20 protein-coding genes and 1 tRNA gene are annotated in these 25,572 nt (G+C 66.1%); 10 read left to right on the top strand and 11 right to left on the bottom strand.

Annotation, left to right across the window (positions count from 1 at the left end; genetic code table 11):
• The first annotated feature begins 75 nt into the window (after positions 1-75).
• From ACIQC0_RS15310 to ACIQC0_RS15295, 4 genes are all read left to right on the top strand, one after another.
• Positions 76-531: an FMN-binding protein gene (locus ACIQC0_RS15310; RefSeq protein WP_400536198.1), complete on the top strand. Its 456-nt coding sequence runs from the start codon at positions 76-78 to the stop codon at positions 529-531.
• Positions 532-553: 22 nt separating this feature from the next.
• The gene (locus ACIQC0_RS15305) at positions 554-1,429 is read left to right on the top strand and encodes an FAD:protein FMN transferase (protein WP_400536195.1); all 876 of its coding nucleotides are present in this window, start codon (positions 554-556) and stop codon (positions 1,427-1,429) included.
• 68 nt (positions 1,430-1,497) lie between these two features.
• Entirely contained in the window at positions 1,498-3,078 is a 1,581-nt protein-coding gene (locus ACIQC0_RS15300; RefSeq protein ID WP_400536325.1) for an FAD-dependent oxidoreductase, read from the top strand.
• Positions 3,079-3,176: 98 nt separating this feature from the next.
• Positions 3,177-3,252, top strand: a tRNA-Arg gene (locus tag ACIQC0_RS15295).
• Positions 3,253-3,344: 92 nt separating this feature from the next.
• Here ACIQC0_RS15295 and ACIQC0_RS15290 read toward each other — a convergent pair.
• Positions 3,345-5,195 (bottom strand): DUF222 domain-containing protein, encoded by a 1,851-nt coding sequence (locus tag ACIQC0_RS15290; protein WP_400536192.1) that lies wholly within the window; start codon positions 5,193-5,195, stop codon positions 3,345-3,347.
• A 182-nt stretch (positions 5,196-5,377) separates the two neighbouring features.
• Between ACIQC0_RS15290 and ACIQC0_RS15285 the strand changes: the two genes are divergently transcribed.
• Together ACIQC0_RS15285 and ACIQC0_RS15280 are read left to right on the top strand one after the other, a co-directional pair.
• Entirely contained in the window at positions 5,378-6,433 is a 1,056-nt protein-coding gene (locus ACIQC0_RS15285; RefSeq protein ID WP_400536189.1) for a M4 family metallopeptidase, read from the top strand.
• Positions 6,434-6,505: 72 nt separating this feature from the next.
• Entirely contained in the window at positions 6,506-6,886 is a 381-nt protein-coding gene (locus ACIQC0_RS15280) for a protealysin inhibitor emfourin (protein WP_400536187.1), read from the top strand.
• A gap of 27 nt (positions 6,887-6,913) precedes the next feature.
• Here the strand turns inward: ACIQC0_RS15280 and ACIQC0_RS15275 are convergent, their stop codons facing one another.
• Complete coding sequence (locus ACIQC0_RS15275; RefSeq protein WP_377216952.1) at positions 6,914-7,879, bottom strand: GlxA family transcriptional regulator; 966 nt, start codon at positions 7,877-7,879, stop codon at positions 6,914-6,916.
• A gap of 81 nt (positions 7,880-7,960) precedes the next feature.
• On the opposite strand from ACIQC0_RS15275, the gene ACIQC0_RS15270 reads away from it, so the two are divergent.
• Both ACIQC0_RS15270 and hrpA read left to right on the top strand, forming a co-directional pair.
• On the top strand, positions 7,961-8,128 hold the full coding sequence (locus ACIQC0_RS15270; RefSeq protein WP_377216953.1) for a hypothetical protein: 168 nt from the start codon (positions 7,961-7,963) through the stop codon (positions 8,126-8,128).
• Between the two features lie 92 nt (positions 8,129-8,220).
• Positions 8,221-12,219: an ATP-dependent RNA helicase HrpA gene (gene hrpA / locus ACIQC0_RS15265; protein ID WP_400536183.1), complete on the top strand. Its 3,999-nt coding sequence runs from the start codon at positions 8,221-8,223 to the stop codon at positions 12,217-12,219.
• A gap of 65 nt (positions 12,220-12,284) precedes the next feature.
• On the opposite strand, the gene ACIQC0_RS15260 is transcribed toward hrpA, so the two are convergent.
• The 4 genes from ACIQC0_RS15260 to ACIQC0_RS15245 are packed head-to-tail and all read right to left on the bottom strand — an operon-like array spanning position 12,285 to position 15,416.
• On the bottom strand, positions 12,285-12,713 hold the full coding sequence (locus ACIQC0_RS15260) for an HIT family protein (protein WP_377216955.1): 429 nt from the start codon (positions 12,711-12,713) through the stop codon (positions 12,285-12,287).
• Positions 12,710-13,870, bottom strand: a complete 1,161-nt coding sequence (locus tag ACIQC0_RS15255; RefSeq protein ID WP_377216956.1) for an NAD(P)-dependent alcohol dehydrogenase — start codon at positions 13,868-13,870, stop codon at positions 12,710-12,712. Before ACIQC0_RS15255 ends, ACIQC0_RS15260 begins: the two co-directional genes overlap by 4 nt.
• Positions 13,867-14,760: a sulfurtransferase gene (locus ACIQC0_RS15250; protein ID WP_377216957.1), complete on the bottom strand. Its 894-nt coding sequence runs from the start codon at positions 14,758-14,760 to the stop codon at positions 13,867-13,869. The genes ACIQC0_RS15255 and ACIQC0_RS15250 overlap by 4 nt, the downstream gene beginning before the upstream one ends.
• Positions 14,760-15,416 (bottom strand): MBL fold metallo-hydrolase, encoded by a 657-nt coding sequence (locus tag ACIQC0_RS15245; RefSeq protein ID WP_377216958.1) that lies wholly within the window; start codon positions 15,414-15,416, stop codon positions 14,760-14,762. Before ACIQC0_RS15245 ends, ACIQC0_RS15250 begins: the two co-directional genes overlap by 1 nt.
• 95 nt (positions 15,417-15,511) lie before the next feature.
• Here ACIQC0_RS15245 and ACIQC0_RS15240 point away from each other — a divergent pair, with 95 nt between their 5' ends.
• Positions 15,512-15,982, top strand: coding sequence for a Fur family transcriptional regulator (locus ACIQC0_RS15240; protein ID WP_377216959.1), 471 nt, complete (start codon positions 15,512-15,514; stop codon positions 15,980-15,982).
• 19 nt (positions 15,983-16,001) lie between these two features.
• On the opposite strand, the gene ACIQC0_RS15235 is transcribed toward ACIQC0_RS15240, so the two are convergent.
• The 5 genes from ACIQC0_RS15235 to ACIQC0_RS15215 all read right to left on the bottom strand — a co-directional run bounded on the left by ACIQC0_RS15235 (position 16,002) and on the right by ACIQC0_RS15215 (position 21,176).
• A complete protein-coding gene (locus tag ACIQC0_RS15235; RefSeq protein ID WP_400536177.1) occupies positions 16,002-16,877 on the bottom strand; it encodes a metal ABC transporter permease in 876 nt (291 codons plus the stop codon).
• The gene (locus ACIQC0_RS15230) at positions 16,877-17,692 is read right to left on the bottom strand and encodes a metal ABC transporter ATP-binding protein (RefSeq protein WP_377216961.1); all 816 of its coding nucleotides are present in this window, start codon (positions 17,690-17,692) and stop codon (positions 16,877-16,879) included. The genes ACIQC0_RS15235 and ACIQC0_RS15230 overlap by 1 nt, the downstream gene beginning before the upstream one ends.
• Positions 17,693-18,688, bottom strand: a complete 996-nt coding sequence (locus ACIQC0_RS15225) for a metal ABC transporter solute-binding protein, Zn/Mn family (RefSeq protein WP_377216962.1) — start codon at positions 18,686-18,688, stop codon at positions 17,693-17,695.
• A gap of 83 nt (positions 18,689-18,771) precedes the next feature.
• Complete coding sequence (locus ACIQC0_RS15220) at positions 18,772-19,842, bottom strand: hemolysin family protein (RefSeq protein WP_377216963.1); 1,071 nt, start codon at positions 19,840-19,842, stop codon at positions 18,772-18,774.
• On the bottom strand, positions 19,839-21,176 hold the full coding sequence (locus ACIQC0_RS15215; RefSeq protein ID WP_377216964.1) for a hemolysin family protein: 1,338 nt from the start codon (positions 21,174-21,176) through the stop codon (positions 19,839-19,841). The genes ACIQC0_RS15220 and ACIQC0_RS15215 overlap by 4 nt, the downstream gene beginning before the upstream one ends.
• A 530-nt stretch (positions 21,177-21,706) precedes the next feature.
• On the opposite strand from ACIQC0_RS15215, the gene ACIQC0_RS15210 reads away from it, so the two are divergent.
• The gene (locus tag ACIQC0_RS15210) at positions 21,707-25,513 is read left to right on the top strand and encodes a multifunctional oxoglutarate decarboxylase/oxoglutarate dehydrogenase thiamine pyrophosphate-binding subunit/dihydrolipoyllysine-residue succinyltransferase subunit (protein ID WP_400536172.1); all 3,807 of its coding nucleotides are present in this window, start codon (positions 21,707-21,709) and stop codon (positions 25,511-25,513) included.
• Positions 25,514-25,572: the final 59 nt, after the last annotated feature.

Below are 25,572 nucleotides of genomic sequence, written 5' to 3'. Positions count from 1 at the left end.
CGAACCAATTTCCCCGTTGCTGCGTTGACAATGATGAAAAGACCTAAGCATTTTCCTCTGACGAACGGCCACGCCATGAGACCTTCCGTACGCAAGACCCTCTTCGCCGGCGTCGCCGGCCTTTCCCTCGCAGGCACGGTGGCGGCGTGTGCACCCGCTGCCAATAACACCACCCCGCCGGACGCTGCGACGGGCAGCCCGGGGACGACTGCCGCGCCTTCGGCCGCATCTCCGGGCACGTACAAGGACGGCACCTACAGCGCAGACGGCAATTACGTCTCCCCCAACGGCACCGAAACAGTAGGGGTGCAGCTCACGCTTGCATCCGGCACGGTCACCGACGTTAAAATCACCGAACACCCCACCAGCCCGAACACACGGAAGTTCCAGGGTGAGTTCGCTGGCGGGATCGCTGACCAGGTGGTGGGCAAGAATGTAGATGATCTAAACATCTCCAAGGTGGCCGGATCATCACTGACCAGCGGCGGTTTCAACCAGGCGCTGGAGCGCATCAAGGCCCAGGCTCAGTAGCTGTGGCGACGGGACAGTAGCCATGGTGGAGCCGGCGGGGCAGCACTCCATCGCCTTCGAGGGGATCGGCACCCACTGGGAGATTTCCACACCGGCAGCCCTTTCGGCGGCGCTGCGGGCGGGTCTGCGTGAGAGGGTCGAAGCATTCGACGGCGACTGGTCGCGTTTTCGCCGCGACTCCCTGGTGGGGGCCATGGCGCGGGCCCCGGGCAGCTACCGCTTTCCGGCTGAAGCGGACGCTCTGGGCAGGCTCTACCGGCGGCTGTATGACACCAGCGGCGGCGCCATGACGCCACTCGTCGGGAGCAGCCTGGAGCAACTGGGCTATGACCCCGCTTACTCGTTGCAGCGCCGCGGTTCAGCTTCTCCAGCGCCTGCATGGGACGACGTTCTCGACTGGAGCGGCCGCTCCATCACCGCAAAGGCTCCGGTGGTGCTGGACATCGGGGCGGCAGGAAAAGGAATGCTGGTGGACCTGCTGGCTGCTGAGCTGGAGTCCGCCGGCGTGGAATCCTACTGCCTTGACGCCAGCGGCGACCTCCTGGTCCGCGGGGCTGAACCACTCGCCGTCGGGCTGGAGCACCCTTACAACCGGGCGCAGGCTATCGGGGTTGTCCCCGTGCACAACCAGGCTCTATGCGCTTCGGCAGCCAACCGCCGCGCCTGGGGCGACGGACTGCATCACGTGCTGGACGGAACCACAGGACAGCCGGTCCGGACGGTGGTGGCCACCTGGGCCCTGGCCGACACCGCCATGCTGGCGGACGCGCTGGCAACTGCACTCTTCTTCATGCCCGGCAGCACCCTCGAGAAGGACTTCGATTTCTCTTGGCTCACTGTCTTTTCCGACGGCGGCGCGGCCTACTCCCCCGGGTTTGCAGGGACACTGTTCACATGAGCGCTTCACATCCGCCCACTGCCTCGCGCCCCGCTCCCCGGTCCGAACGCGGCACCGTCCGCGCCAGGATGGACACGGCCCTGGGCCGGATCACGATGTACCGGCTCACCCTGATGGTCCTGGCTGTGCTGGCCACCTACAGCCTCGTGCTGGAGCTGTTGGGCTGGCTGACGTTTGGCTTTCCGGAGATGGCAGCGCATCTGGTCATCTGCCTGGGTGCCACGTACGCCGCAAACAAGGTGATGGCCGCGTTGTTCCGTGTTCCGCCACATCCGGAATCGTCGCTGATCACCGGTTTGCTGCTCTACTTCCTCTTTTGGCCGTCGTTCAGGCCCCTGGATCTCGCCGGCACGCTCCTGGCCTGTGTGCTGGCTTCGCTGTCCAAGTACGTCCTCGCCTGGCGGGGTCGGCATATTTTCAACCCCGCCGCCGCCGGCGCCTTTCTTGCAGGACTGACAGGACTCAATATCGCCACGTGGTGGGCTGCCACCCCGGCCATGCTCATCGTGGTGGTCCCCGGTGTCCTGCTGGTCCTATACCGGATGGGCAAGCTGCGCATGGCAGGGGTCTTCCTGGCGGTGGCTGCCGGCATCATTACGGTGGAACTCCTTGGTGCCGGGATGTCGGCCGGACAGGCATTGTGGCAGGCCCTGGCCCAACGGCCACTCCTGTTCTTTGTGGGCTTCATGCTGACGGAACCGCTCACGCTGCCGCCGCGGCGGTGGCAGCAACTGGCGCTTGCTGCTGTGGTGGGCGCCATTTTCGCAGTGCCCTACAACCTGGGGTTCGTCGCAAACTCCCCGGAACTCGCGCTGCTGGTCGGCAACATCGTGGCGTTCCTTGTCGGGCAGCGCGGCTCCGTGGATTTGGCGTTTGTTGGAGCGGAGTCCCTGACGGCGACCACGCGCGAATTTTCGTTCCGGCCGTCCCGTCCCGTCCGTTTTCAGCCAGGGCAGTATCTGGAGGTGGACTTGCCGCACGCCCGCTCGGACGGGAAAGGACGACGGCGGGTCTTCAGCCTGGCGGGAAGCCCGCGTGAGCCCTTGATCCGGTTCGCAGTCCGCACCTCTGAGCCGGTTTCTGCCGCCAAGGGCGTACTCCTTGCGCTGAAGCCGGGCGATCGGCTGAGGGCCACCACCGTGGGAGGCGATTTCCTGCTGCCCCGCGACACCGCAAAACCGGTCCTGCTCATTGCGGCTGGCATAGGCATCACGCCGTTCATGTCCTATTTGCGGTCAGGGGAGCTCCAGCGGCGCGACGCCCTCCTGATCGTTCTGGCCAGGAACCAACATGAGGTGCCTTTCGCCGACGAGTTGCGCAGAGCACACAATGCAGGAGTCCGAACCATCATCCGGGCGCCTGGCGGTCTCCGGGCGGACAGTTCCATTGACAACAGTGCTGGAGACGACGTTGCCGGAAACGACGCTGCGAGAGACGCCGTCGACCAGTCACGGGCGGCCGTCTCTACGCCGTCCGGGCAGGGCTCCCCCGGCTGGCTGGATGCGGCCGGACTGGCGGACCTGGTTCCGGACATCAACGACCGGGAGGTCTACATCTCCGGGTCACCGTCCTCTGTCGCATCCCTGCGGGCAGCGGCACGGCAGGCCGGCGCCCGCAGGGTGCACACAGATTCATTTGCTGGTTACTAATCAGAAAGGGGCACTGAACCGGCGGCCGATTTTCCTTTGCGGGGCACCTTCCTGCTAAGCTCTAGGACGTCCCGCCAGCAACGGCAGGAATCCGGATTGCCCTCGTAGCTCAGGGGATAGAGCGTCTGCCTCCGGAGCAGAAGGCCGTAGGTTCGAATCCTACCGAGGGCACCAAAACAAGAAGCACCCTGTCACTGACAGGGTGCTTCTTGTTTAACCTCCGCACACGTCGTTGCTCCCCCTGTATTGGGGCTCGTACGACCACCCTAGGTTGGCAGCAGTCCGGTGGTGTTGATGGTTTCAAGGAATGATTCCCAGACGTCGGGCATCGGGTCCGGTGGGAGTGTGTCGGGGTAGGGGTAGGTGTCCCAGGCGGGGTGTGCCGGGTGGAGGTCGTGGTCGTCGATGAAGCCAGCGTTGATGGGCACGGTGTTGGTGGGTGCGGCGTTGATGGGCACCGCGGTGGTGGGTAGGTTGGTGGGTAGGTGGGGTCGGTGCCAGGGGTGGGGTTCGTTGTTGTAGTGGCGTCCGGTCGGTGAGGTCCAGCCTGGTGGTGTGGTTCTGGTCGCCGGGGTGGGGGTCCAGGTGCTGGCGTGTTTGAGCCGGTGGTGTTTGGGGCAGGGCTGGGCCAGGTTGCTGATGCCGGTGGTGCCGCCGTGGTGCCAGGCGGTGAGGTGGTCGGCGTCGTTGTCGAGGGAGTGGTTGGTGCAGCCCGGGAACGGGCATTTGGTGTCGCGGAGCCGGAGCCAGTTCCGCATGGCCTGGGGGATGCGGTAGCTGCTGCGGCCGATCTCCAGCGGCGCCCCGTCGCGGGGATCGATGAGGACCCGGTAGAACGAGTCCGCCCCGTCGGCCAGGATTTCCCTTGCCATGGAGGCGGGGACGGGCCCGTACCCGTCCAGCTCTGCCGGTTCGTCCGTGAGCCCGAGGAGCGCGAACACCGGCACGGTGACCAGGACCTGCGCCCGCGGGACCGGCACCCGCGCCAACGCACCGCCATCAGCCAACCCCTCACCGGCCGGCCCGGCTAGGTCAGCACCGGTATCAGCGGCAGCACGGGCATCGGCATCATTCTCGGTCTTGGCGTCATGGCCCTTGGCTGAGGCGGCGGCCCCCGTTTTGACCTCGGTGGTGTTGGTGAGGAGGGCTGTGGCGAAGATGTCGGCGCGGAGCTGGGTGAGGGTCCGGGATTCGGTGGGGCCTTGGAGGGCGCGGGCGATCGCGGTGGTCCGGTTCCAGATCGCTTCGGCCTGGTGCGCCGGCAGGTAGGCGCTGAACCAGGACATCCCGTCCCGGTCCGGCGAACACTCGACCCGGCGGTCCGCGACACCCTTCACATGCCGCTGCTCCAGCGTCTCCGGATGATGGCGCTCACGCCAGGCCCGCACCCGGGACCGGAACCTCCCCGGCGTCAGATCCCCCGCAACACACCCCCACACCCCACCAGGACCAACATCAAGGCCGGCAGGATCAGCAGAATCATCGGCGCCGGCGGCCTCAGCGGGGCCAGCGGCCTCAGCGGGGCCAGCGGCCTCGTCGGGAAGGGACGGTTGTGGGGTGAGGAAGTGGGTTTCGAGGGCTGTGGTCCCGGCAGGGGTGAGGCCGGTGGTTTCATCGCACGCGATGACCGCGTGGCGCCAGGAGATCGCCCCCGCCTGCAGCGCACCCAACACCAGCGGCAGATCCGTGCACAGGGCCCGGGCCTGGGCCAGAAACAGGGCCGCGGCGCCGTCACTGATCCGCAACAGACACCCGATCTCGGCCCGGATCGACACCTCAAGCATCCCGGCAGCCTTCACCGCCGGCGGGGAGAGAGCCGTTTCGAGCTCCGCGAACCGGGCAGCAGCCCGGGCCTTCAACGCCACCGCCTTCGCCTCAAGCCGCGCCGCCTCGGCCATCACCTCCAACAGGGCGTCGGCCTCAACCCGCATCGGATCAGCCCACCAATCCCGCACCCCACCGGCAGTATTCGCTTCGCCGGTAGAAGGAGCCGCGTCATCCGGGCCGGCGGGACCGGGTTCCGCGTGTTCGGCGGCCTGCCGGACCAGGGCATCCAGGCGCGCGGCGGAGCCCCCAACAGCCTCCACCGCCAACCCGATACCCCCACCAAAACCCATACCCACATCATCTAACGAGGGTCCGACAATTTGAGCCGGGCACCTCAACGAACCTGTCCCCAGGATCACAACCTTGCGAGGGGGTCCCGGGACATAGGCCGCAGTAACCCCAACAGGTGTGCCGTCGCGTAATTGTCACAGGCCGCTCGTACGCTGAGTTGACCACGTTGAGGGGGTACGCCATGCATGTTCCATTTTGTTCAATCGTTCCGCCATACCTGCTGAAGCGCCTGGCCCGGCTGGACGCACCACGGTTTTCAGCAGCTTCCCGGGCGGCCAAGGAGGCGCTGGGGCATGTCCGGTCCGTCCAGGCTGCCCGCCGCCAGGCTGCCGGGCTGGAACCGCCGGGAACTGCCCGCGCAGCGACTCCCGGCCTGCCGCAGCGATCCATCTTCGACGCCGGCGGCGGCGAAATCCTTCCCGGCAAGCTGGTCCGGAAAGAAGGAGAAAAACCAACAGGCGACGCCTCCGCAGACGAGGCGTACGACGGCCTCGGTCACACCCACCGGCTTTACACCGACGTTTTCGGCCGGGACTCCATCGATGGCAAAGGACTCCCGCTTAACGCCATCGTTCATTTCGGCAGGCTCTATGACAACGCTTTCTGGGATGGCACCCAGATGGTATTCGGCGACGGGGACGGTGAGGTCTTCGACCGCTTCACCAAATCGCTCAGCGTCATCGGCCACGAATTGGCCCACGGTGTCACCCAGCATTCGGCGGCGCTTGCTTACCGCAACCAGGCCGGCGCACTGAACGAGTCGATGTCGGACGTCTTCGGCGCCCTTGTTGAGCAGCATGTGCTGAACCAGTCGGCCGCGGAAGCATCATGGCTCATCGGCGAGGGCCTTTTCACGCCTGAGGTGGAGGGCCGCGCCCTCCGCTCCATGAAGGCTCCCGGGACAGCGTACGACGACGATGTGCTGGGTAAGGATCCCCAGCCGGATTCAATGGACTCATACGTGCGGACCAGCGCAGACAATGGCGGTGTGCATATCAATTCCGGGATCCCCAACCGGGCCTTCTACCTTGTGGCCGACCAGCTTGGCGGATACGCCTGGGAGGCGCCCGGCAGAATCTGGTACCAGGCGCTGACATCGGGTTCCTTGCCGGCGACCGCCACTTTCACCGTTTTTGCCCGCGCAACGGCAGGCGCCGCCGTCGAGCTGTACGGGGACGGTTCACCAGAGCATGACGCGGTGCGCCAGGCGTGGGAAACTGTGAAGGTCAGACTATAGACCGCTTGCCAGGCGGGGCACACCGGCCACTGCCCGGCGGAAGCCAGGTACGCGGAACTCCAGGGGCCAGGCATGAAGATCAGTGTGGAACGGTCAGGCGGCATTGCAGCGCTGACACGTGTCTGGACCGTGAACGCCCAGTCGTCGTCAGCCCGCGACCAGTGGAAACCCATCATCGAAGCCTGCCCTTGGGACGCCGTGCCCCGCACAGCACGCGCTGCCGCCCGGGAGTTCGCGGGCGCCGGGCAGCCGGACCGCTTCATGTATTCCATTCGCGCCGGGCAGCGACGGGCTACACTGCCGGAACGGGCCGTCACCGGTCCGTGGCGGACCCTGGTGGACAGCGCCAGGGCTGCCGCCGAAGCGCCGGACAGCGCATTGGCCCCGGACCAGTTACCAGATCCTGGTGTCTCCGGAAAGCCGGATCAGTCTGCTGATTCCGGCACAGAATAAATCCTGCTTGCAGCTCCGCAGAACCGGTCAGCCCGCCGCCGCCAGATTCCCCCGGAAGGCCCGGCGGTATGACTGCGGGCTGGTATCGAGCACTTTGGCAAAATGGTGGCGCAGCAGGACGGGGTGGCCAAAACCTGATTCCCTGGCAATCTCTTCGATGTTCAAGTCCGTGGTTTCGAGCAGCTCCTGGGCCCGCAGGACACGCTGGGAATTGAGCCAGGCGGCCGGCGTGGCTCCGGTTTCGGCACGGAACCGCCGGGCGAACGTCCGGGCCGACATGTGCACCCGGGCCGCAAGTTCGTTGACGGGGTGTTCCTGTTCCAGATTCTCCACCATCCAGCGCAGCAACTCTTCCATCGGCGCCGACCCGCAGGCGGGGATAGGCCTTTCGATGAACTGGGCCTGTCCCCCGTCGCGGTGTGGCGGCACCACCATGTCCCGCGCAATTGCGGCGGCCACCTGCGCGCCTAGCTCCACCCGGACCAGATGCAGGCAGGCATCGATCCCGGCGGCGGTTCCCGCGGACGTGATGATGTTGCCGTCCTGTACATAGAGGACGTTCTCATCAACCTGGACGCCGGGGTATTTCGCGAGCTCACCGGAAAAGTGCCAATGGGTGGTGCAGCGGCGCCCTGCAAGCAGGCCCGCCTCAGCCAACGCGAAGGCCCCGGAACAGATCGACATAACCCAGGCGCCCCGGGCTTCCGCAGCGCGCAAGGCCTCGAGGACAGACTCCGGCAGGCCGTCCCCCCGCCCAAACGGGGTCATGACCACCAGGTCGGCGTCAGCAGCGGCGTCGAGTCCCAGCCCCACCTCCATGGCCACTCCTGACTGCGCAGCCACCCTTCCGGGCGTGGGCGTGCAGACCCGGAAGTCGAAGGCCGGCACGCCGCTTCCCCGCCCGGAGCGGTCCGTCCCAAAGACTTCCACAACCGTCCCGAACTCGAACATCGAGAAGCCCGGAGCCACGATCACTGCAACGCTTTTAAGCATGGCTCCATTGTGGCAGAAATATGATCATTTCGGTCGTTTCTGCCACTGTTTTTCGAAGGCAACCAAGAGAACCATGGAGATATGGAAGTCATCACAACCCTCCTCGTCGTCATTATCATCATGTCCGCTGCCTCCACGGTCGCGGCGCTGCTCAGGGATGGCCGCGGCCACACGCCGCCGGTAGCCTCCCACGAGGCGTGGTCCGCCTTGGACCTTCCCAGCAGCAGCTACTCGTTCCGCATCTTCTAGCCGACGGCGAAAGCCACGCGCCTTCGGCCGGCGGGCGGAGTTCCCGCCGGCCACAGAAGCCGGAGCCGGGCCGCAGTAGACTGTCTGCAGCCATGACTCTTCATATCTCCTATCCCGCCGAGCTGCCGGTCTCCGAGCGCCGCGAGGACCTGATGGCCGCCATCGCCGCCAACCAGGTGACCATCATCGCCGGCGAGACCGGCTCCGGGAAGACAACCCAGATTCCCAAAATGTGCCTGGAGCTGGGCCTCGGTGAGAACGGACTGATCGGCCACACGCAGCCCCGCCGCCTGGCAGCGCGCACGGTGGCCGAACGCATTGCCGAAGAACTGGGCGTCGAAATGGGCCAGGAAGTGGGCTTCCAGGTCCGCTTCACCGGAGAGATCAGCAAGGCCACCAAGGTCAAGCTGATGACCGACGGCATCCTGCTGGCCGAAATCCAGCGGGACAAGCTCCTGCGCAAGTACAACGCGATCATCATCGACGAAGCCCACGAGCGCAGCCTCAACATCGATTTCATCCTGGGCTACCTCAAGCGGATCCTCCCGCAGCGTCCGGACCTGAAGGTCATCATCACCTCCGCCACCATCGATCCGGAGCGCTTCGCCAACCACTTCGGCACCCCGGAAAAACCTGCACCCATCATCGAGGTCTCCGGCAGGACCTATCCGGTGGAGATCCGCTACCGCCCGCTGTCCCAGCCCAAGTCCGACGACGACGATCCCTCCGACGATGAGCTCGAGGAGGACCGGGACCCCCTCGACGCCGTCTGCGACGCCGTGGACGAACTCGCCGCCGAAGCACCCGGAGATATCCTGGTTTTCTTCTCCGGCGAGCGCGAAATCCGCGACGCGGCGGAAGCCCTGCAGGCCCGGATCCAAACGAACCGCAGGCTGGCCGGCACGGAAGTTCTTCCCCTCTTCGCCCGCCTCAGCCTGCAGGAGCAGCACAAGGTCTTCCACCCGGGAAACAAACGGCGGATCGTGCTGGCCACCAATGTGGCAGAAACGTCGCTGACAGTCCCGGGCATCAAGTACGTCATCGACACCGGCACGGCGCGTATTTCGCGTTATTCGCACCGCACCAAGGTCCAGCGGCTGCCCATCGAGCGCGTGTCGCAGGCGTCCGCCAACCAGCGCTCCGGCCGCTGCGGCCGCGTCTCGGACGGCATCGCCATCCGCCTCTACTCCGAGGAGGACTTCGAATCCCGGCCACTGTTCACGGATCCGGAAATCCTCCGCACCAACCTCGCCGCCGTCATCCTGCAAATGACCGCCATGGGCGTAGCCAGGGGACCCAAGGACGTGGAGGCGTTCCCCTTCGTGGAGCCGCCGGAGACCCGCGCAATTAACGACGGCGTCACCCTCCTCCGCGAGCTTGGCGCCCTGGCTGCCCCGAAGCCGCAGAACGCGGAAGGTAACGGCAGGAGCGGCAGCGGGCTCACCGCCGTCGGACAAAAGCTTGCGCAGCTGCCGGTGGACCCGCGCCTGGGCCGGATGATTGTGGAGGCGGGAAAGCGCAACTGCGTGCGGGAAGTCATGATCCTGGCTGCGGCGCTCACCATCCAGGATCCGCGCGAGCGCCCGACGGACAAGCAGCAGCTCGCAGCCGAAAAGCACAACCGGTTCAAAGATGAGAACTCGGACTTCACCGGCTACCTGAACCTCTGGAACTACCTGCAGGAAAAGCAACAGGAGCTCTCGTCGTCGGCATTCCGCCGGCTGTGCCGGGCCGAATTCATCAACTACCTGCGCGTGCGCGAATGGCAGGACCTCTTCGCCCAGCTGCGCCAGCTTGCGCGGCCCCTGGGCATCAACCTGGACAACAAGCGCCTGGCGGATCCGGTGGGCAACCATGACGGCGTGCACATCAGCCTCCTGTCCGGCCTTCTGAGCCACATCGGCATCCTCGACGAGCGCAAGCGTGAGTACGCCGGCGCCCGCGGCAGCCGGTTCGCCATTTTCCCGGGATCCGCACTGTTCAAAAAGTCGCCCACGTTCGTGATGGCTGCGGAGCTGGTGGAGACCAGCCGGCTGTGGGCGCGCGTTGCTGCAAAGTTCGACCCGCTGTGGGCGGAGCAGGTGGCTCCGGACCTGGTCAAGCGCAGCTACAGCGAGCCACACTGGTCCACGCGGCAGGGCGCCGTCATGGCATACGAGAAGGTCACCCTCTATGGGGTGCCGATCATCGCCCAGCGGCGCATCAATTACGGCCGGGTGGATCCAGCCGTGGCGAGGGAACTCTTCATCAGGCACGCCCTGGTGGAGGGCGATTGGAAGACCCACCACAAGTTCTTCCACCGCAACCGTGCGCTCCTGCACGAAGTGGAGGAACTTGAGAACCGCATGCGCCGCCGCGGCCTACTGGTGGATGACGAGACGCTGTTCGAGTTCTATGACGCGCGCGTGGGCCCCGACGTCGTCTCCGAGCGGCATTTCGACAAGTGGTGGAAGGAGGCCCGGCAGAAGAACCCGGACCTCCTCGACTACGACAAGTCGCTCCTGCTCAGCGACCACGCGGAGGACCTCGACGAGTCCGCCTACCCCAGGACGTGGCGCCACAAGGGTTTCGACCTGCCGCTGACCTACGAGTTCCACCCGGTCGCGCCCGGCTCGCCGCCCAATCCGTCCGACGGCGTCACCGCCGAAGTGCCGGTCCTGTTCCTCAACCAGCTCGATGACGCCCCGTTCCGCTGGCTCATCCCGGGCCAGCGCGTGGAGCTGGTGACGGCACTGATCAAGTCCCTGCCCAAGAACATCCGCAAGAACTTCGTGCCGGCCCCGGACGTCGCGCGCCAGGCGGTGGCAGCATTGGAAGCGGACTTCGATCCTGCCACCGATGACCTCGAGCCTTCGCTGGAGCTCGCGCTGCGCCGCATCCGCGGGGCCGTCATCCCGCCCGGTTCCTGGAACTGGGATGCCGTTCCGCCACACCTGCGCTTTAGCTTCAAGGTGGTAGACAGCAAGGGCAAGGTCCTCGACGAGGGCAAGGACCTCGCAGCCCTGCAGGAGAAACTGGCCCCCGCCACGCGCCGCGCGATCGCCGAGTCCCTGGGCGCCACACCGGCGTCCACAAAACCGGGCACCGGGAACACGGGCGCCGGCGGAAACGGCAGCGGCATCGTCACCAGGACGCAGCGCGGCAAAGACGCGTACGACGGCGGCGCGCACGGGAGCGCGCAGGCCGCCGAAGTACCCGGGGCCTCAGCCCCTGCCGGGTTCGTGGAGCAGGACGGGCTGGTCGTGTGGAGCTTCGGCACCCTGCCGCGTGAAGTCAGCAGCATGGTGAAGGGCCACACCGTGACCGGCTATCCGGCACTCGTGGACCACGGCACTTCCGTCTCCTTGCGGGTGTTTCAAACGTCCGCGGAACAGCTGGACGCCATGCGCGGCGGCGTCATCCGGCTGCTGGCGCTGCGGGTTCCGGCGCCGGACCGGTACGTGCTGGAGCACCTGAACAACACGGAGAAACTGACGTTCAGCCAGAACCCGCACGGCTCGGTCTCTGCCCTGATCGCCGACTGCGCGCTGGCTGCCATCGACAAGCTCACGCCGGAGGAACTCCCCTGGGACCGGGAGTCCTTCGATGCGTTGTACGAGGTGGTCCGTGCGGAACTGATCGATACCGTCTTCAGCGTCACCGCCGTCGTCGAACGCATCCTTGCCAGTACCCGGAGGATCGAGAAGCAGCTGAAGGGAACCACCAGCCTTGCCCTGATCAGCGCGCTCAACGACATCAAGAGCCAGCTGGAGCAGCTGGTCTACCCGGGTTTCGTGGCACGCACGGGCTACGCCCAGCTCAGCCAGCTGCCCCGGTACCTGACGGCCATCGAACGGCGCCTGGAACGCCTGCCGGGCAACGTACAGCGCGATGCCTTGAACATGGCCGCGGTCCAGCGGCTGGAGGACGACTACGACGACGCCGTGGCCGCCCTCCTCCCCGGCCGGAAGGCCGGGCGGGAGTTAACCCAGGTGCGCTGGATGATCGAAGAGCTCCGGGTGAGCCTGTTCGCCGTCGAGCTCGGCACAGCCTATTCGGTGTCCGAGAAGCGGATCCGCACCGTGCTGAACAAGGCTCTGGCTCCCGCCTGACCGGAGAACTTTGCGTGACCTGGGAACTTTCCTGACGGGCAGCCGGCCTGACCGGCTGCCCCGGTTCAGGATTCCGGCACGAACTCCCCATACCCGGCGGCGCGGAGCCCCCCTCGGAGCTTCTCTGCATTGGCGTCCAGCACCGCCGGGTCCGGGTTCTGGTCCGCGGACGCAAAGTCGAAGTCCGCCATGCTCTGCGACGGCCACACGTGCACGTGGAGGTGGTTGACCTCGTAGCCCGCCACGATGAGGCCCGCCCGCCGGGCGTTGAAGAGGTCCACCTGGACGGCCCCGATGCGGCGGGCCACCTCCATGACCTTGGCCAGCGTCTCCGGCGAGGCATCCGTCCAGCGGTCCACCTCTTCGCGGGGCACCACCAGGGTGTGGCCGTCCGCCAGCGGCCCGGTGGTCAGGAAGGCGGCAACCTCCTCTTCGCGCCATACGAAACGGCCAGGGATCTCGCCGTCCAGGATCCGGGTAAAGAGCGTGCTCACGCGTCTGCCTCCCTGGCGGGTGCCTGCAGGGTGCTGGTGTCCAGCACGAACCGGTATTTCACATCGCCTGCCACCATACGGTCGTAGGCCTCGTTGAGCTGTTCCGCAGTCACCATTTCGATGTCCGACACCACCCCGTGCTCGGCGCAGAAGTCCAGCATCTCCTGGGTCTCCGCTATGCCGCCGATCAGTGAGCCGGCGTAAGCGATCCGGCGCCGGATAAGTGCGCCCGGATTCACTGGTGGCATTGCCTCTGAGGGCAGGCCCAGCTGGAACAGTGCACCGTCCACCCGCAGGGTGCGGAAGAACGGGTTCAGGTCGTGGGGCGCCGCAACAGTGTCAATAATGAGGTCGATGCTGCGGTTTGCCGCTGCCATCGCGTCCTCGTCGCGGGACAGCACCACCTGGTCCGCCCCGAGTTCCAATGCTGCGGCAACCTTGGATTCCGACGTCGTGAACACCACTACGGTGGCGCCCATCGCCTTGGCCAGCTTGACGGCCATGTGGCCCAGCCCGCCGAGCCCCACCACGCCCACCACGTCGCCTACTTCCACGTCGAAGTGGCGCAGGGGCGAATACGTGGTCACGCCCGCACAGAGCAGCGGCGCGGCGGCGGCCGGGTCCAGTGATTCAGGGACGCGGAGGACATAGCCGCGGTCCACCACAATGGACTGTGAGTAGCCGCCCTGGGTAATCGCGTCGCCGTTGCGGCGGTCCTTGGAGCCGTAGGTGCCGGTCATGCCCTTTTCGCAGTACTGCTCCAGGCCGTCCAGGCAGCTGTCGCACTCACGGCAGGAATCCACGATGCAGCCGACGCCCACGCGGTCGCCCACCGCGAAATCGGTGACGGCCGAACCCACGCGGCTAACCGTTCCCACGATTTCGTGGCCGGGTACCAGCGGGTACGTGTCGCCGCCCCATTCGCCGCGGGTTGCGTGCACGTCGGAATGGCACAGGCCACAGTACTCGACGGCGATCTCGACGTCGTCCGCTTTCGGGGCGCGCCGGGCAACGGTCAGGGGCACCAACCCGCTGTCTCCGGAGACGGCACCGTAGGCGGCGGCCAAGGTGCCGGCACCCGTGGGGGCGGTACCGGCATCGTCAACGGGAGCAACCGGGCGGGCAAGGGGCGGGGGTACGGGACGTCCAGGGGTCATAAGGCGACCGTACCCCCGCGGCCGGGGGCGATGCCACTTGGCGGCCCGTCGCCCCGGGGCGAGGCACCGGCGGCAACGGGAAGCTCCGGGTTGTTCGACCACTCCGAGAAGGATCCCGGGTACAGGGCCGCCCGGAAGCCCGCGATTTCCAGTGCCGCCACTTCGTGTGCGGCCGTGACGCCGGAGCCGCAGTACACAGCCACGGGAACGCCGGCCCTGACACCCAGTCCAGTGAAACGAGTGTGCAGGTCGGCGGCGGGCAGGAAGCGGCCGTCGCCGTCGAGATTGTCCGACGTCGGCGCGCTCAGTGCGCCGGGGATGTGGCCGGCCCGCGGGTCCACGGGTTCCACCTCGCCCCGGTAGCGCTCCACCGCCCTTGCATCAAGCAGGAGGCCGGCATCCGCCCAGGTGGCGGCAGCGCCGGCGTCGAGCACCGGCATGTTCCCCGCGCCGAGGGTGACGTTTCCTTCGGAGGGAGCCACGGTGCCGGACTCCACCGGTAACCCGGCAGCGCGCCAGGCCGCAAGCCCGCCGTCCAGCAGGTAGACCTCCCCGAGCCCGGCGTCCCGCAACATCCACCAGAGCCTGGCCGCTGCGAGGTTGCCGGAATCGTCGTAGGCCACCACTGTGTCGCCGTCTTTGATGCCCCAGCTGCGGGCGGCCGCCTGGAAGTTGGCAGCCGCGGGCAGCGGATGGCGCCCGCGCGCAGGCTCGGCCGGGGCGGCGAGTTCACTCGGCAAGTCCACATACACCGCGCCCGGAAGGTGCCCGTCGAGATAGTGTGCGCGCCCGTGCGGGTCCCCCAAAGCCCAGCGGACATCCAGCAGGACCGTCCTGCGGCCCTGCTCCAGACGCTCCGCCAGGTCCGCGACGCTGATCAGCGTGCCCATCAGACCTCCACAGATTCACGCGGAGCGAGGTGCGCGTACTCTGTGCCGTACTTGGCGCCGATCCTGCGGACATGGGCTTCCACGACGCTCAGGCCGTTGTCATTCAGAAGGCCGTCGTGGACCTGGAAAGCGCGGGGTGCCCGCACGGCGATCACGAAATCCACCACCTCGCCGATCTTGCTCCACGGCGCATGCAGCGGCACCAGCAGCGTGCGGACGTCCACGCCGTCCGGGACCGTGAACGAGTCGCCCGGGTGGAACACGTTCTCGTCCACCAGGTAGCCGATGTTGGCCACCACGGGAATCTGCGGATGGATCAGCGCGTGCTGGCTGCCAAAGGTGCGGATCCCGAAGCCCGCGGCTTCGAACGCGGATCCGGGTTCCGCGGTATGGATCTGTCCGGCGGCCGCAGGTGCCTCGGCCCGCATACCGGCTGCCACGCCCTCCGGGGCGAACAGATTGAGTCCGGCGTTGGCGCCCAGGGCCGCGGCCACGGCGGGCGTGTCGATGTGGTCCGGATGTTCATGCGTGACCAGGACAGCCTCCGCGCCGTCCAGCGCCTCGGCGCACTCGGAGAAGTTGCCCGGGTCAAGGACCAGGACCCGCCCGTCCTTTTCGAGCCGGACGCAGGCATGCGTGTATTTGGTCAGCTTCATAGCGCCAGCCTAGGGTCGGGCCGCGAACCCTGTCCACGGCAGCCCGGCTGGTAATCTGGATCTTTGCCACCACCCCTACGGAAGCGAGTTCCTCCATGCCGCTCGGCGCCCAGGCTGATGCCACCAAGCCCGCCCGGACCGGCACGGCAGCCGGCGGGAAGGAGCAGCGAGTCACCAAACAGCGCCGGGCCGTCAGCGCCGCCCTGGACGAACTGGATGACTTCGTCAGCACGCAGGAGCTGTACCGGATCCTTCAGAACCAGGGCGTTTCCGTGTCCCTGGCCACGGCGTACCGGATCCTTCAGTCCCTGGCGGACGAAGGCCTGGTGGATGTGCTCCGCAACGGCGAGGGCGAAGCCGTTTACCGCCGCTGTGCCGTGACCGGGCACCACCATCACCTCTTGTGCCGCAGCTGCGGCAAGGCCGTGGAGGTGGAAGCGCCCGCCGTTGAAACCTGGGCGGCCCGCACTGCGGCGGAGCACGGCTACACCGAGGTGGCGCACACGGTAGAAATTTTCGGCCTCTGCCCCGACTGCACGGCCCGGAAGGCAGCCGGCACAGACTGAGGACGGGCCGCTGGTCCGCTTAGGCCGGCTGCAGCAGCCTGCCGTTGAGGCCCCTGCGCGCCCGGACGGATCCGGTGACCCGGCATGCCACGTAGATGAGGAATGAGAGCGTCGTGACGTAGGGGCTGATAGGGATCCGTCCGCCAAGGGCCAGCAGGATTCCACCCACGGTCGCGGTCATGGCGAAAAGCACGCTGAGTGCCACCACGGCCACCGGGGACGAGGTCACCCGCAGCGCGGCCGCCGCCGGCGTAATCAGCAGTGCCAGGACCAGCAGGGCCCCCACCACCTGGATGGACAGCGCAACGCTCACGCCCAGCAGCACCATGAACCCGATGGCGAGAGTCCGCACCGGCACTCCCCGGGCCTCCGCGAGTTCCGGGTCCACGCTGGCGAAGTTCAGCGGCCGCCAGATCAGTGCCAGCGCCACCATGACCACCAGGGCCGTCCCGGCCAGCGCCTGGAGCTGCACCGTATCTACGGAAACAATCTGCCCCGTGAGGAGCCCGAACTTATTGGCCGCCCGGCCTTCGTAAAGGGACAGGAAGAGGATACCCAGTCCGAGGCCGAAGGGCATGATGACGCCGATGATGGAGTTCTTGTCGCGTGCCCTGACGCCCATGAGGCCCAGCAGCAGGGCTGCCGCCACGGAGCCGATGAGGGACCCGAAGACAATGTCCGCGCCGATCAGGAGGGCGAACGCCGCGCCGGCAAAGGAGAGCTCCGAAATGCCGTGCACGGCGAAGGCGAGGTCGCGTTTCATGACAAAGGTGCCCACCAGGCCACCCAGGAGGCCCAGCACGGCTCCGGCCCAGATGGAGTTCTGGACCAGGACCAGCAATTCGCCGTAGTTGTCGAAGTTGAAGATGGCGCCCAGGATGCTGTCGAAGTCCATCAGGCGGCCTCTCCGGCAAAGGCGTGCGGTTCGGCGTGGTGGTGCGTGGTGGCGTCGGGCAGGCCCACCACCACGATCCGGCCGTTGGCATGGATCACTTCCACGTGGCTGCCGTACAGGTCGGAGAGGACGTCGGTGGTCATGACTTCTTCCGGCGTACCGACCTTGAAACGTCCACCGGCGAGATACAGGACGCGGTCCACGTAGTCGATGATCGGGTTGATCTCGTGCGTGACGAAGACCACTGCGCTTTGGTGCTCGTGGCACTGGCGGTTGATCAGCGAACTGACCGCCTGCTGATGGTGCAGGTCCAGGGAGAGGAGCGGTTCATCGCAAAGCAGGACCTGTGGATCCGTGGCGAGGGCCTGTGCCACGCGCAGCCGCTGCTGCTCGCCGCCGGAAAGCTGGCCAACCGGGACCTTGGCGTAATCCGAGGCGCCCACGAGGTCAAGGAGTTCATCGATCCGGCGGTTCGCCTTGGCTGACGAGAGCCGGAACCCCCACCGGTGCCCGTCCACGCCCAGGCCCACCAGGTCGCGGGCACGCATCGGGGTGTCGGGGGCGAAGGACTTTTGCTGCGGGATATAGCCGATCATGCTGCTGCCGCGTTCCACCGGCCGGCCGCCGAGTTCCGCTTTCCCGTGGTGCAGGCCCTGAAGGCCCAGCAGCACCTTCAGGAAACTGGTCTTGCCACTGCCGTTGGGTCCGAGCACGGCGAAGAATTCACCGGGCCTGATCTGCAGGTCAAGGCCTTCCCACAGGACCCGTTGACCGAACCTGAGGGACGCCCCGGTGAGGCTGACCAGTGATTTCAACTATTTTTCTCCCAGAGCCTTGCCGATGTTCTCCACATTGTCCGTCATCCACTGCAGGTACGTCTTGCCTTCCGGCAGGGTTTCGCTGAAATCGACCACGGGGATGCCTGCCAGTTCGGCGGCCTTCTTGAGTGACTGCGTCTGGGGACCTTCAGTTTGGCTGTTGTAGGCCAGGATGCGGACGGACTTCGATTCTACGAGGTCGGTGGTTGCCTTGAGTACGGCGGGAGGGACATCGGAGCCCTCTTCGACGGCGGCCGTGTAGTCCTCGGGGGTGGCGTTGACCAGCCCGGCGTCCTCCAACAGGTAGTGGGGCACCGGCTCGGTTACGGCTACGCGTGCGCCGCCGGCGCTGGCCTTTAGCGTGTCGAGCTTGCCATGCAGGGCAGCCAGTTCCTTCTTGAACGCGTCGGCGTTGGCGGTGAACCCGTCAGCGGACTCCGGGTCCAGCTCGCCCAGCCTGGCGGCCACTTGGTCGGCGATTTTTTCCATGGCGGAAAGGCTGTACCAGACGTGTTCGTTAAACTCGCCGTGGCCGTGTTCATCCTCGGCATGCTCTTCTTCAGCTCCTGCTTCCTCAGTCGCTGCCCCGGCGGTTGCTTCCGCGCCGGCGTCGGCTTCCTCCAGGCCGGAAAGTTCGACGGCGTTCAGCACCTTCGCTTCGTCCACGTTGCTGTCCTCTGCGAGCGTGTGGATGAACCCGTCGTAGCCTCCGCCGTTCTCCACCACCAGATCGGCTTTGGAGACCACAAGGCGGTCCTGGGCCGTTGCTTCGTAGGAATGCGGGTCCTGGCTGGTCTTGGTGATCAGCGCCGTGACGTTGACCTTGTCGCCGCCGACGGTTTTGACAATGTCCCCGTACACGTTCGTCGAGGTGACCACATTCAGCCCGTCGGCAGCGGGGGCGGCCTCTGGCTGCTGGCTGCAGGCAGACAGCAAGAGGCCCGCCGCGGCAAGGGCGGCAAAGGTGGAGCGGGCAGCGGCGGATCGGCGCACGGAAACCTCAGTTCAGGTGGAGGGGCGGAACAACCCCTCCACCTTACACCTAAATGGGAATGATTCCTATTTAGAAAAAAGGGTCACACACCGTTTTCCTGCCCAAAGCGCCGGATTCCCCGGGCCTGGGTGGCGTCCCGGATCTCACCCACCAGTTGTTCGATGACGTCTTCCAGGAAGAGGACGCCCTGCGTTTTCCCGTCCGGACCGATAACGCGGGCCAGGTGGGACCCGGTGCGCTGCATAACCGACATGGCCTTCTCGATCTCGTCGTCCAGGGCCAGGTTGGCCAGCGAACGGACGCGGCTCTCCGCGATGGGGTAGCCGGAGGCGGATTCCGGTATGGAGAGGACATCCTTCACGTGAAGGTATCCGTACAGCATGTCGTCCTCGTCCAGCATGGGGAAGCGGGAAAAACCTGTCCGGCTGACGGCCTTTTCGAAGTCCACCGGCGTGGTGGGCGATTTAAGCATCACCAGCTTGTCCAGCGGAACCATGATGTCCGCCGCACTGTAGTCGGAGAACTCAAGCGCACCGGTGATCAGGCCGGCATCGTCATCCACCAGTCCGTGCCGCGTGGACTCCTGGACGATTGACTGGACTTCCTCCAGGGTGAACGAGGAGTTCACCTCGTCCTTGGGTTCGATGCGCAGCAGCTTGAGGATGTGGTTCGCCGACCAGTTCAGGGTCGCGATGACGGGGTTGACCAGCCGGGCCACGAACATCAGCGGCGGGGCAAGGAACAGCGCGGCCTTGTCCGCCATGGAGACGGAGATGTTCTTGGGAACCATCTCGCCGAACGTCACGTGCAGGAACGTCACCACCATGAGCGCCACTGCGAAAGCCGCCACATCAGCGAATTCCTTGGGGATGCCCAGCGCCTCGAGCGGCACGGCCAGGAGGTGGTGGATGGCAGGTTCGGCCACCAGCAGGATGAGCAGGGAACACACTGTGATACCCAGCTGGGCGCAGGCCAACATGAGCGAGACGTTTTCCATGGCCCGCAGCGTCGTCTGCGCCCGCTTCGAACCGGCCTCCGCCAGCGGTTCGATCTGGCTGCGCCGGGCAGACATGACCGCGAACTCAGCACCGACAAAGAAGGCGTTGCCCAACAGCAGCACAGCCAACCAAAAGATTCCGGCCCAGTCGCTCATTGTCCGCTCCCGCGGGTCTCGTGGTGACTTTCCGCTTCAGGTGACACAGGGTGGAAGCAGATCCGGTCGATCCGGCGTCCGTCCATCCGGGTAACGCTGAGGGTCCCGCCTTCGACCGGGACGGTGTCGCCCACGGCGGCGATCCTGCCGAGTTGGCTCATGACATAGCCGCCCACCGTTTCGTAGGCGGACTCGTCCGGGACCGTCAGGCCCGGGATCTGTTCAGACAGCTCGTCGGGACGGAGCAGTCCCGGGAAATACCAGTCCCCGGAGGCGCTCTGCAGCAGGCCCGGTCGGACCTTGTCGTGCTCGTCCGCCACCTCGCCCACAATTTCCTCCACCAGGTCCTCAAGCGTGGCGATGCCTGCCGTTCCGCCGTACTCATCCAGCACCACCGCCAGCTGGAGGTTGCCGTCGCGCAGTTCCGCCAGGAGTGCGTCCAGGTGAATGGTCTCCGGAACACGGAGCACTTCGGTCATGATGGCGCCGGCTTCAAGCTTCTGCCGGCGGTCCGCGGGGACGGCCACCGCCTTTTTGACGTGTACCAGTCCGCGGATGTCGTCCGCGGACTCGCCGATCACCGGGAACCGGGAGTATCCCGTGCGGCGTGCTGCGTCCAGGACATCCGACACCGGCTGGCCGGCATCGATGGTTTCCACCCGGATGCGGGGCGTCATAACGTCCGCTGCCGTCCGCGTGGAGAAATCAAGGGTGCGGGCCACGAAATTGGCGGTCCCGGCGTCGAGCGTTCCCATGGCAGCCGAGCGGCGCACCAGCGAGGCAAGCTCGGCGGGTGTGCGGGCACCGGAAATTTCTTCCTTGGCCTCCAGGCCGAAGGCGTTGAGGACCTTGTTGGAAAAGCCGTTCAGGACCACGATGGCGGGCTTGAAGACCGCGGTGAACATCAGCTGCGGACGTGCCAGCGCCTTGCCCACCTGGAAGGACAATGCGATCGCCATGTTCTTGGGAACGAGTTCGCCCAGGAGCATCGAGAGCAGGGTGGCGAGGACCATGGCCAGCACCAGCGAGATGGAGTACACGGCAGCGTCGGGAAGTCCGACGGCGGCCAGCGGGGCTTCCAGCAGCCGGCCTACCGAAGGTTCCATGACGTAGCCGGTGAGCAGCGTGGTGAGCGTGATGCCCAGCTGGCAGCTGGACAGCTGGGTGGACAGGGATTTGAGGCACTTCAGGAGCGGGACGGCACCGGCATCGCCGTCGTCGACCGCCCGCTGGACCGTGGGCTGGTCCAGGGCAATAAGGGAGAATTCAACCGCCACGAAGAATCCTGTGCCGGCGATGAGGAGCAGGCCGGCGGCCAGAAGGAGCCATTCCACTCAGCATCCCGCCTGACGGAAAGCGGCGGGACCTGCAGGAGGGGGCGTTTCGGGAATCGGGCCGGTTCGTCTGTAGGTGGCCCGTTCCGGCGGAGGGTGGTCGGCTGAGGCCGCCCCTCTTTCGGTACGGGGCGCGGCAGGGCCCGGCTCGGGCTGGTAATGGGCATTTGTTCGGGGTCTGCCGGCTCGGCGGGTGGACTGCGCAGCGGTCGTGGCAGACCTCCGCTTGCAGCCCCCAGGCCGGCACCTGGATTTACTGTCCATAAGGCTCACAGTTTACAGGAGCCCGTGGCCACGCCGGCCCTGCCGCGGCGGGGCCGTTAAATGGCCGCGGCGCCCTTATGGAGAGCACCGGTTCCGGGACACCGGACGTCACTTCATGATTTGGGTCACGCTTATTGGCAGTTAACGCGTGATGCTCACTAGACTTGCAAGGTCTGGGTTCAGAGGACGCAGAGACTGGTTCGAACGGAGTACTCAAGCACCGTGGGCCGGAGAGAAATCAAACTCATGGAAGAGGCGTATTTCAAGTGCCAGAGCAGCCTAGCCACCGTCTACCAGAGGAATTTGGCGGAAACGAGTGGCTCGTTGACGAACTGTACGAGCAGTACCAGAAGGACAAAAACGCAGTAGACGCCAAGTGGTGGCCGCTGTTTGAATCCTTTGACTCGGGCAGCCGTTCTTCTTCCAACGGAAATTCGGGGAACGCGGCCAACCCTCCCACCACGCAGATTCCGGTTGTCAAGGCAGCTCCTGCGGCTCCGGCAGCGTCGCCGGCCGCAGCTCCTGCCGCACCCGCCTCCGCACCTGTCCCGGCACCGGCGCCGGCAGCAGCCCCCGCGAAGAAGGCACCGGCCACCGTCGCCCGCGACGGCTCCAAGAAGACGGAAGCAGGCGGCGGCACTCCCCCGATTCCGGCGCAGCTGCCCAAGAACGTCAAGGCCCCCACGGCGCCCGAAGAGGACGTCGTCTCCGTCCTCCGCGGTCCCGCCAAGGCCATTGCCAGCAACATGGTGACCAGCCTCGAAGTACCCACGGCCACCAGCGTCCGGGCCATTCCCGCGAAGCTGCTGATCGACAACCGCGTGGTCATCAACTCCAACCTGGCCCGTGCACGCGGCGGCAAGGTCTCCTTCACCCACCTGATCGGCTATGCCGTGATCCGGGCACTCTCCCAGTTCCCGTCCATGAACGTCTACTACAACGAAGTGGACGGCAAGCCCGTCGCCGTTCAGCCGGCACACGTCAACTTCGGCATCGCGATCGACATGCCCAAGCCCGACGGCACCCGCCTCCTCATGGTTCCGAACATCAAGAAGGCCGAAACCCTGAACTTCTCGGAGTTCTGGCACACCTACGAGGACCTGATCAAGCGCGCCCGCAACGGCAAGCTCACAGCGGAAGACCATCAGGGCACCACCGTGTCGCTGACCAACCCGGGCGGCATCGGCACGGTGCACTCGGTGCCCCGCCTTTCCAAGGGCCAGGCCGCCATCATCGGCGTGGGCGCACTCGACTACCCGGCAGAATTCCAAGGCGCCAGCGAGAAGATCATTGCGCAGAACGCCATCAGCAAGGTCCTCACGCTCACGTCCACCTACGACCACCGCGTCATTCAGGGCGCCGGCAGCGGCGAGTTCCTGAAGCTGGTCCACTCGCTGCTGCTCGGCGCGCAGAACTTCTACGACGAGATCTTCGAGTCCCTCCGGATTCCGTACGAGCCCGTACGCTGGAGCGCCGACAAGCAGGTTGACCCGGCAGACGAGATCAACAAGGTTGCCCGGATCCAGCAGCTCATCCACTCCTACCGCGTCCGCGGCCACCTCATGGCGGACACGGACCCCCTGGAGTACGTCCAGCGCAAGCACCCGGACCTCGATGTCCTCACCTATGGCCTGACGCTCTGGGACCTGGACCGCGAATGGCCCACGGGCGGCTTCGGCGGCAAACCGAGCCTGAAGTTCCGCGACATCCTGGGCGTTCTCCGCGACGCCTACTGCCGTACCACCGGCATCGAGTACATGCACATCCAGGAGCCCGCCGAACGCAAGTGGTTCCAGGACCAGCTTGAGCACCCCTACTCCAAGCCCAGCCGCGAAGAGCAGCTCAGGATCGTCTCCAAGCTGAACGCCGCGGAGGCCTTCGAGACCTTCCTGCAGACCAAGTTCGTGGGCCAGAAGCGTTTCTCCCTCGAGGGCGGCGAGTCGCTGATCCCGCTGCTGGACGCAATCATGTCCGATGCCGCCGACGACGGCCTCGACGAGGTTGCCATCGGCATGGCACACCGCGGCCGCCTCAACGTGCTGACCAACATCGCCGGCAAAACCTACGCCCAGGTCTTCCGCGAATTTGAGGGCACGCAGGATCCGCGCTCGGTCCAAGGCTCCGGTGACGTCAAGTACCACCTGGGCACCGAAGGCACCTTCACCTCGGACAACGGCAAGGAGACCAAGGTCTACCTCGCCGCCAACCCGTCCCACCTTGAAGCCGTGGACCCGGTCCTCGAAGGCATCGTCCGCGCCAAGCAAGACCGCCTGGACCAGGGCGAGACCTTCCCCGTGCTGCCCATCATGGTGCACGGCGACGCAGCTTTCGCCGGCCAGGGCGTAGTTGCCGAAACACTGAACCTGTCCCAGCTGCGCGGCTACCGCACCGGCGGCACGATCCATATCGTGGTCAACAACCAGGTGGGCTTCACCACGGCTCCCTCCTCGTCGCGGTCCTCCACGTACTCCACCGACGTTGCGAAGATGATCCAGGCGCCGGTGTTCCACGTGAACGGTGACGATCCCGAGGCCGTGGTACGCATCGGCCAGCTCGCCTATGAGTTCCGCCAGCGGTTCCACAAGGACGTCGTCATCGACATGGTCTGCTACCGCCGCCGCGGCCACAACGAGGGCGACGACCCCTCGATGACCCAACCGCTGATGTACAACCTCATCGAGGCCAAGCGTTCGGTGCGCAAGCTGTACACCGAATCGCTGATCGGCCGCGGCGACATCACCGAGGAAGAAGCAGAGCAGCTGCTCCGCGACTACCAGGAGCGCTTGGAGCGGGTGTTCGCCGAAACCCACGCGGCACAGACATCTCCGATCCCGATCATCACGGCCGACTCCGCCGCGGTGTCGGACATCGAGCGCCCCATGGCACAGCAGTCCGATTCGAGCGTGAACGCCCCTGCCTCGACGGCCATCTCCGCGGAAACCCTTGCCCGGATCGGTAAGGCGCACGTCGAGGTCCCCGAAGGCTTCACCGTCCACGCCAAGCTCAAGCAATTGCTGGAGAAGCGCGAGCAGATGTCCCGCGAAGGCGGCATCGACTGGGGCTTCGGCGAAATCGCCGCATTCGGCTCGCTGATCATGGAAGGCGTCCCTGTCCGGCTCGCCGGCCAGGACTCCCGCCGCGGCACCTTCGTGCAGCGCCACGCCGTGTTCCACGATCGCGCGACCGGCAAGGAATGGCTGCCCTTGGGCAACCTCTCCGACGACCAGGCCAAGCTGTGGATCTACGACTCCCTGCTGTCCGAATACGCCGCCATGGGCTTCGAATACGGCTACTCCGTGGAGCGTCCCGACGCGCTGGTCCTCTGGGAGGCCCAGTTCGGCGACTTCGTCAACGGTGCACAGACCATCATCGATGAGTTCATCTCCTCCGCGGAACAGAAATGGGGTCAGCGTTCGTCGCTGGTACTCATGCTGCCCCACGGCTATGAGGGCCAGGGCCCGGACCACTCCTCAGCACGCATTGAGCGTTTCCTCCAGCTGTGCGCCGAGGAGAACATGATCGTGGCCAATCCCACGACGGCGGCCTCGCACTTCCACCTGCTGCGCCGCCAGGCCTACAGTCGCCCGCGAAAGCCGCTGATCATCTTCACGCCCAAGCAGCTTTTGCGTCTGAAGGCTGCAGCGTCCTCCGTGGAGGACTTCACCAGCGGCGCCTTCCGCCCCGTCATCGCTGAGCACGAGCAGCTGGCGGCGAACGCCGTCGAACGTGTCCTGCTGGTCTCCGGCCGCCTGTACTACGACCTGCTGTCCACCCGTCAGAAGACGGGCGACACCACCACGGCAATCATCCGCGTCGAGCAGCTCTACCCGCTGCCGCACGAGGAAATCGCCGCGGAACTGGCTAAGTACCCGAACGCCGAGGTCGTCTGGGCACAGGATGAGCCTGCCAACCAGGGCCCGTGGCCGTTCATCGGCCTCAACCTGCCGGACGCCCTCGACCGCAGGATCCGCCTGGTTTCGCGCCCCGCTTCGGCCTCCACGGCTGCCGGCTCGATGAAGCGGCACGCCGCTGAGCAGGACGTCCTGCTGAAGCAGGCATTCGCACGCAAGTAAGCACCAAGGCTGCCCGGCCGGACGTCGACCCATCAGACTCCGGCCGGGCAGTTGCCGTT

It is taken from the genome of Pseudarthrobacter sp. NPDC092419 (genome assembly GCF_044755045.1).
Classification (GTDB): domain Bacteria; phylum Actinomycetota; class Actinomycetes; order Actinomycetales; family Micrococcaceae; genus Arthrobacter.
The sequence above is the reverse complement of the archived record's forward strand: the minus strand, read 5'-3'. Positions and strand labels throughout refer to the sequence as shown.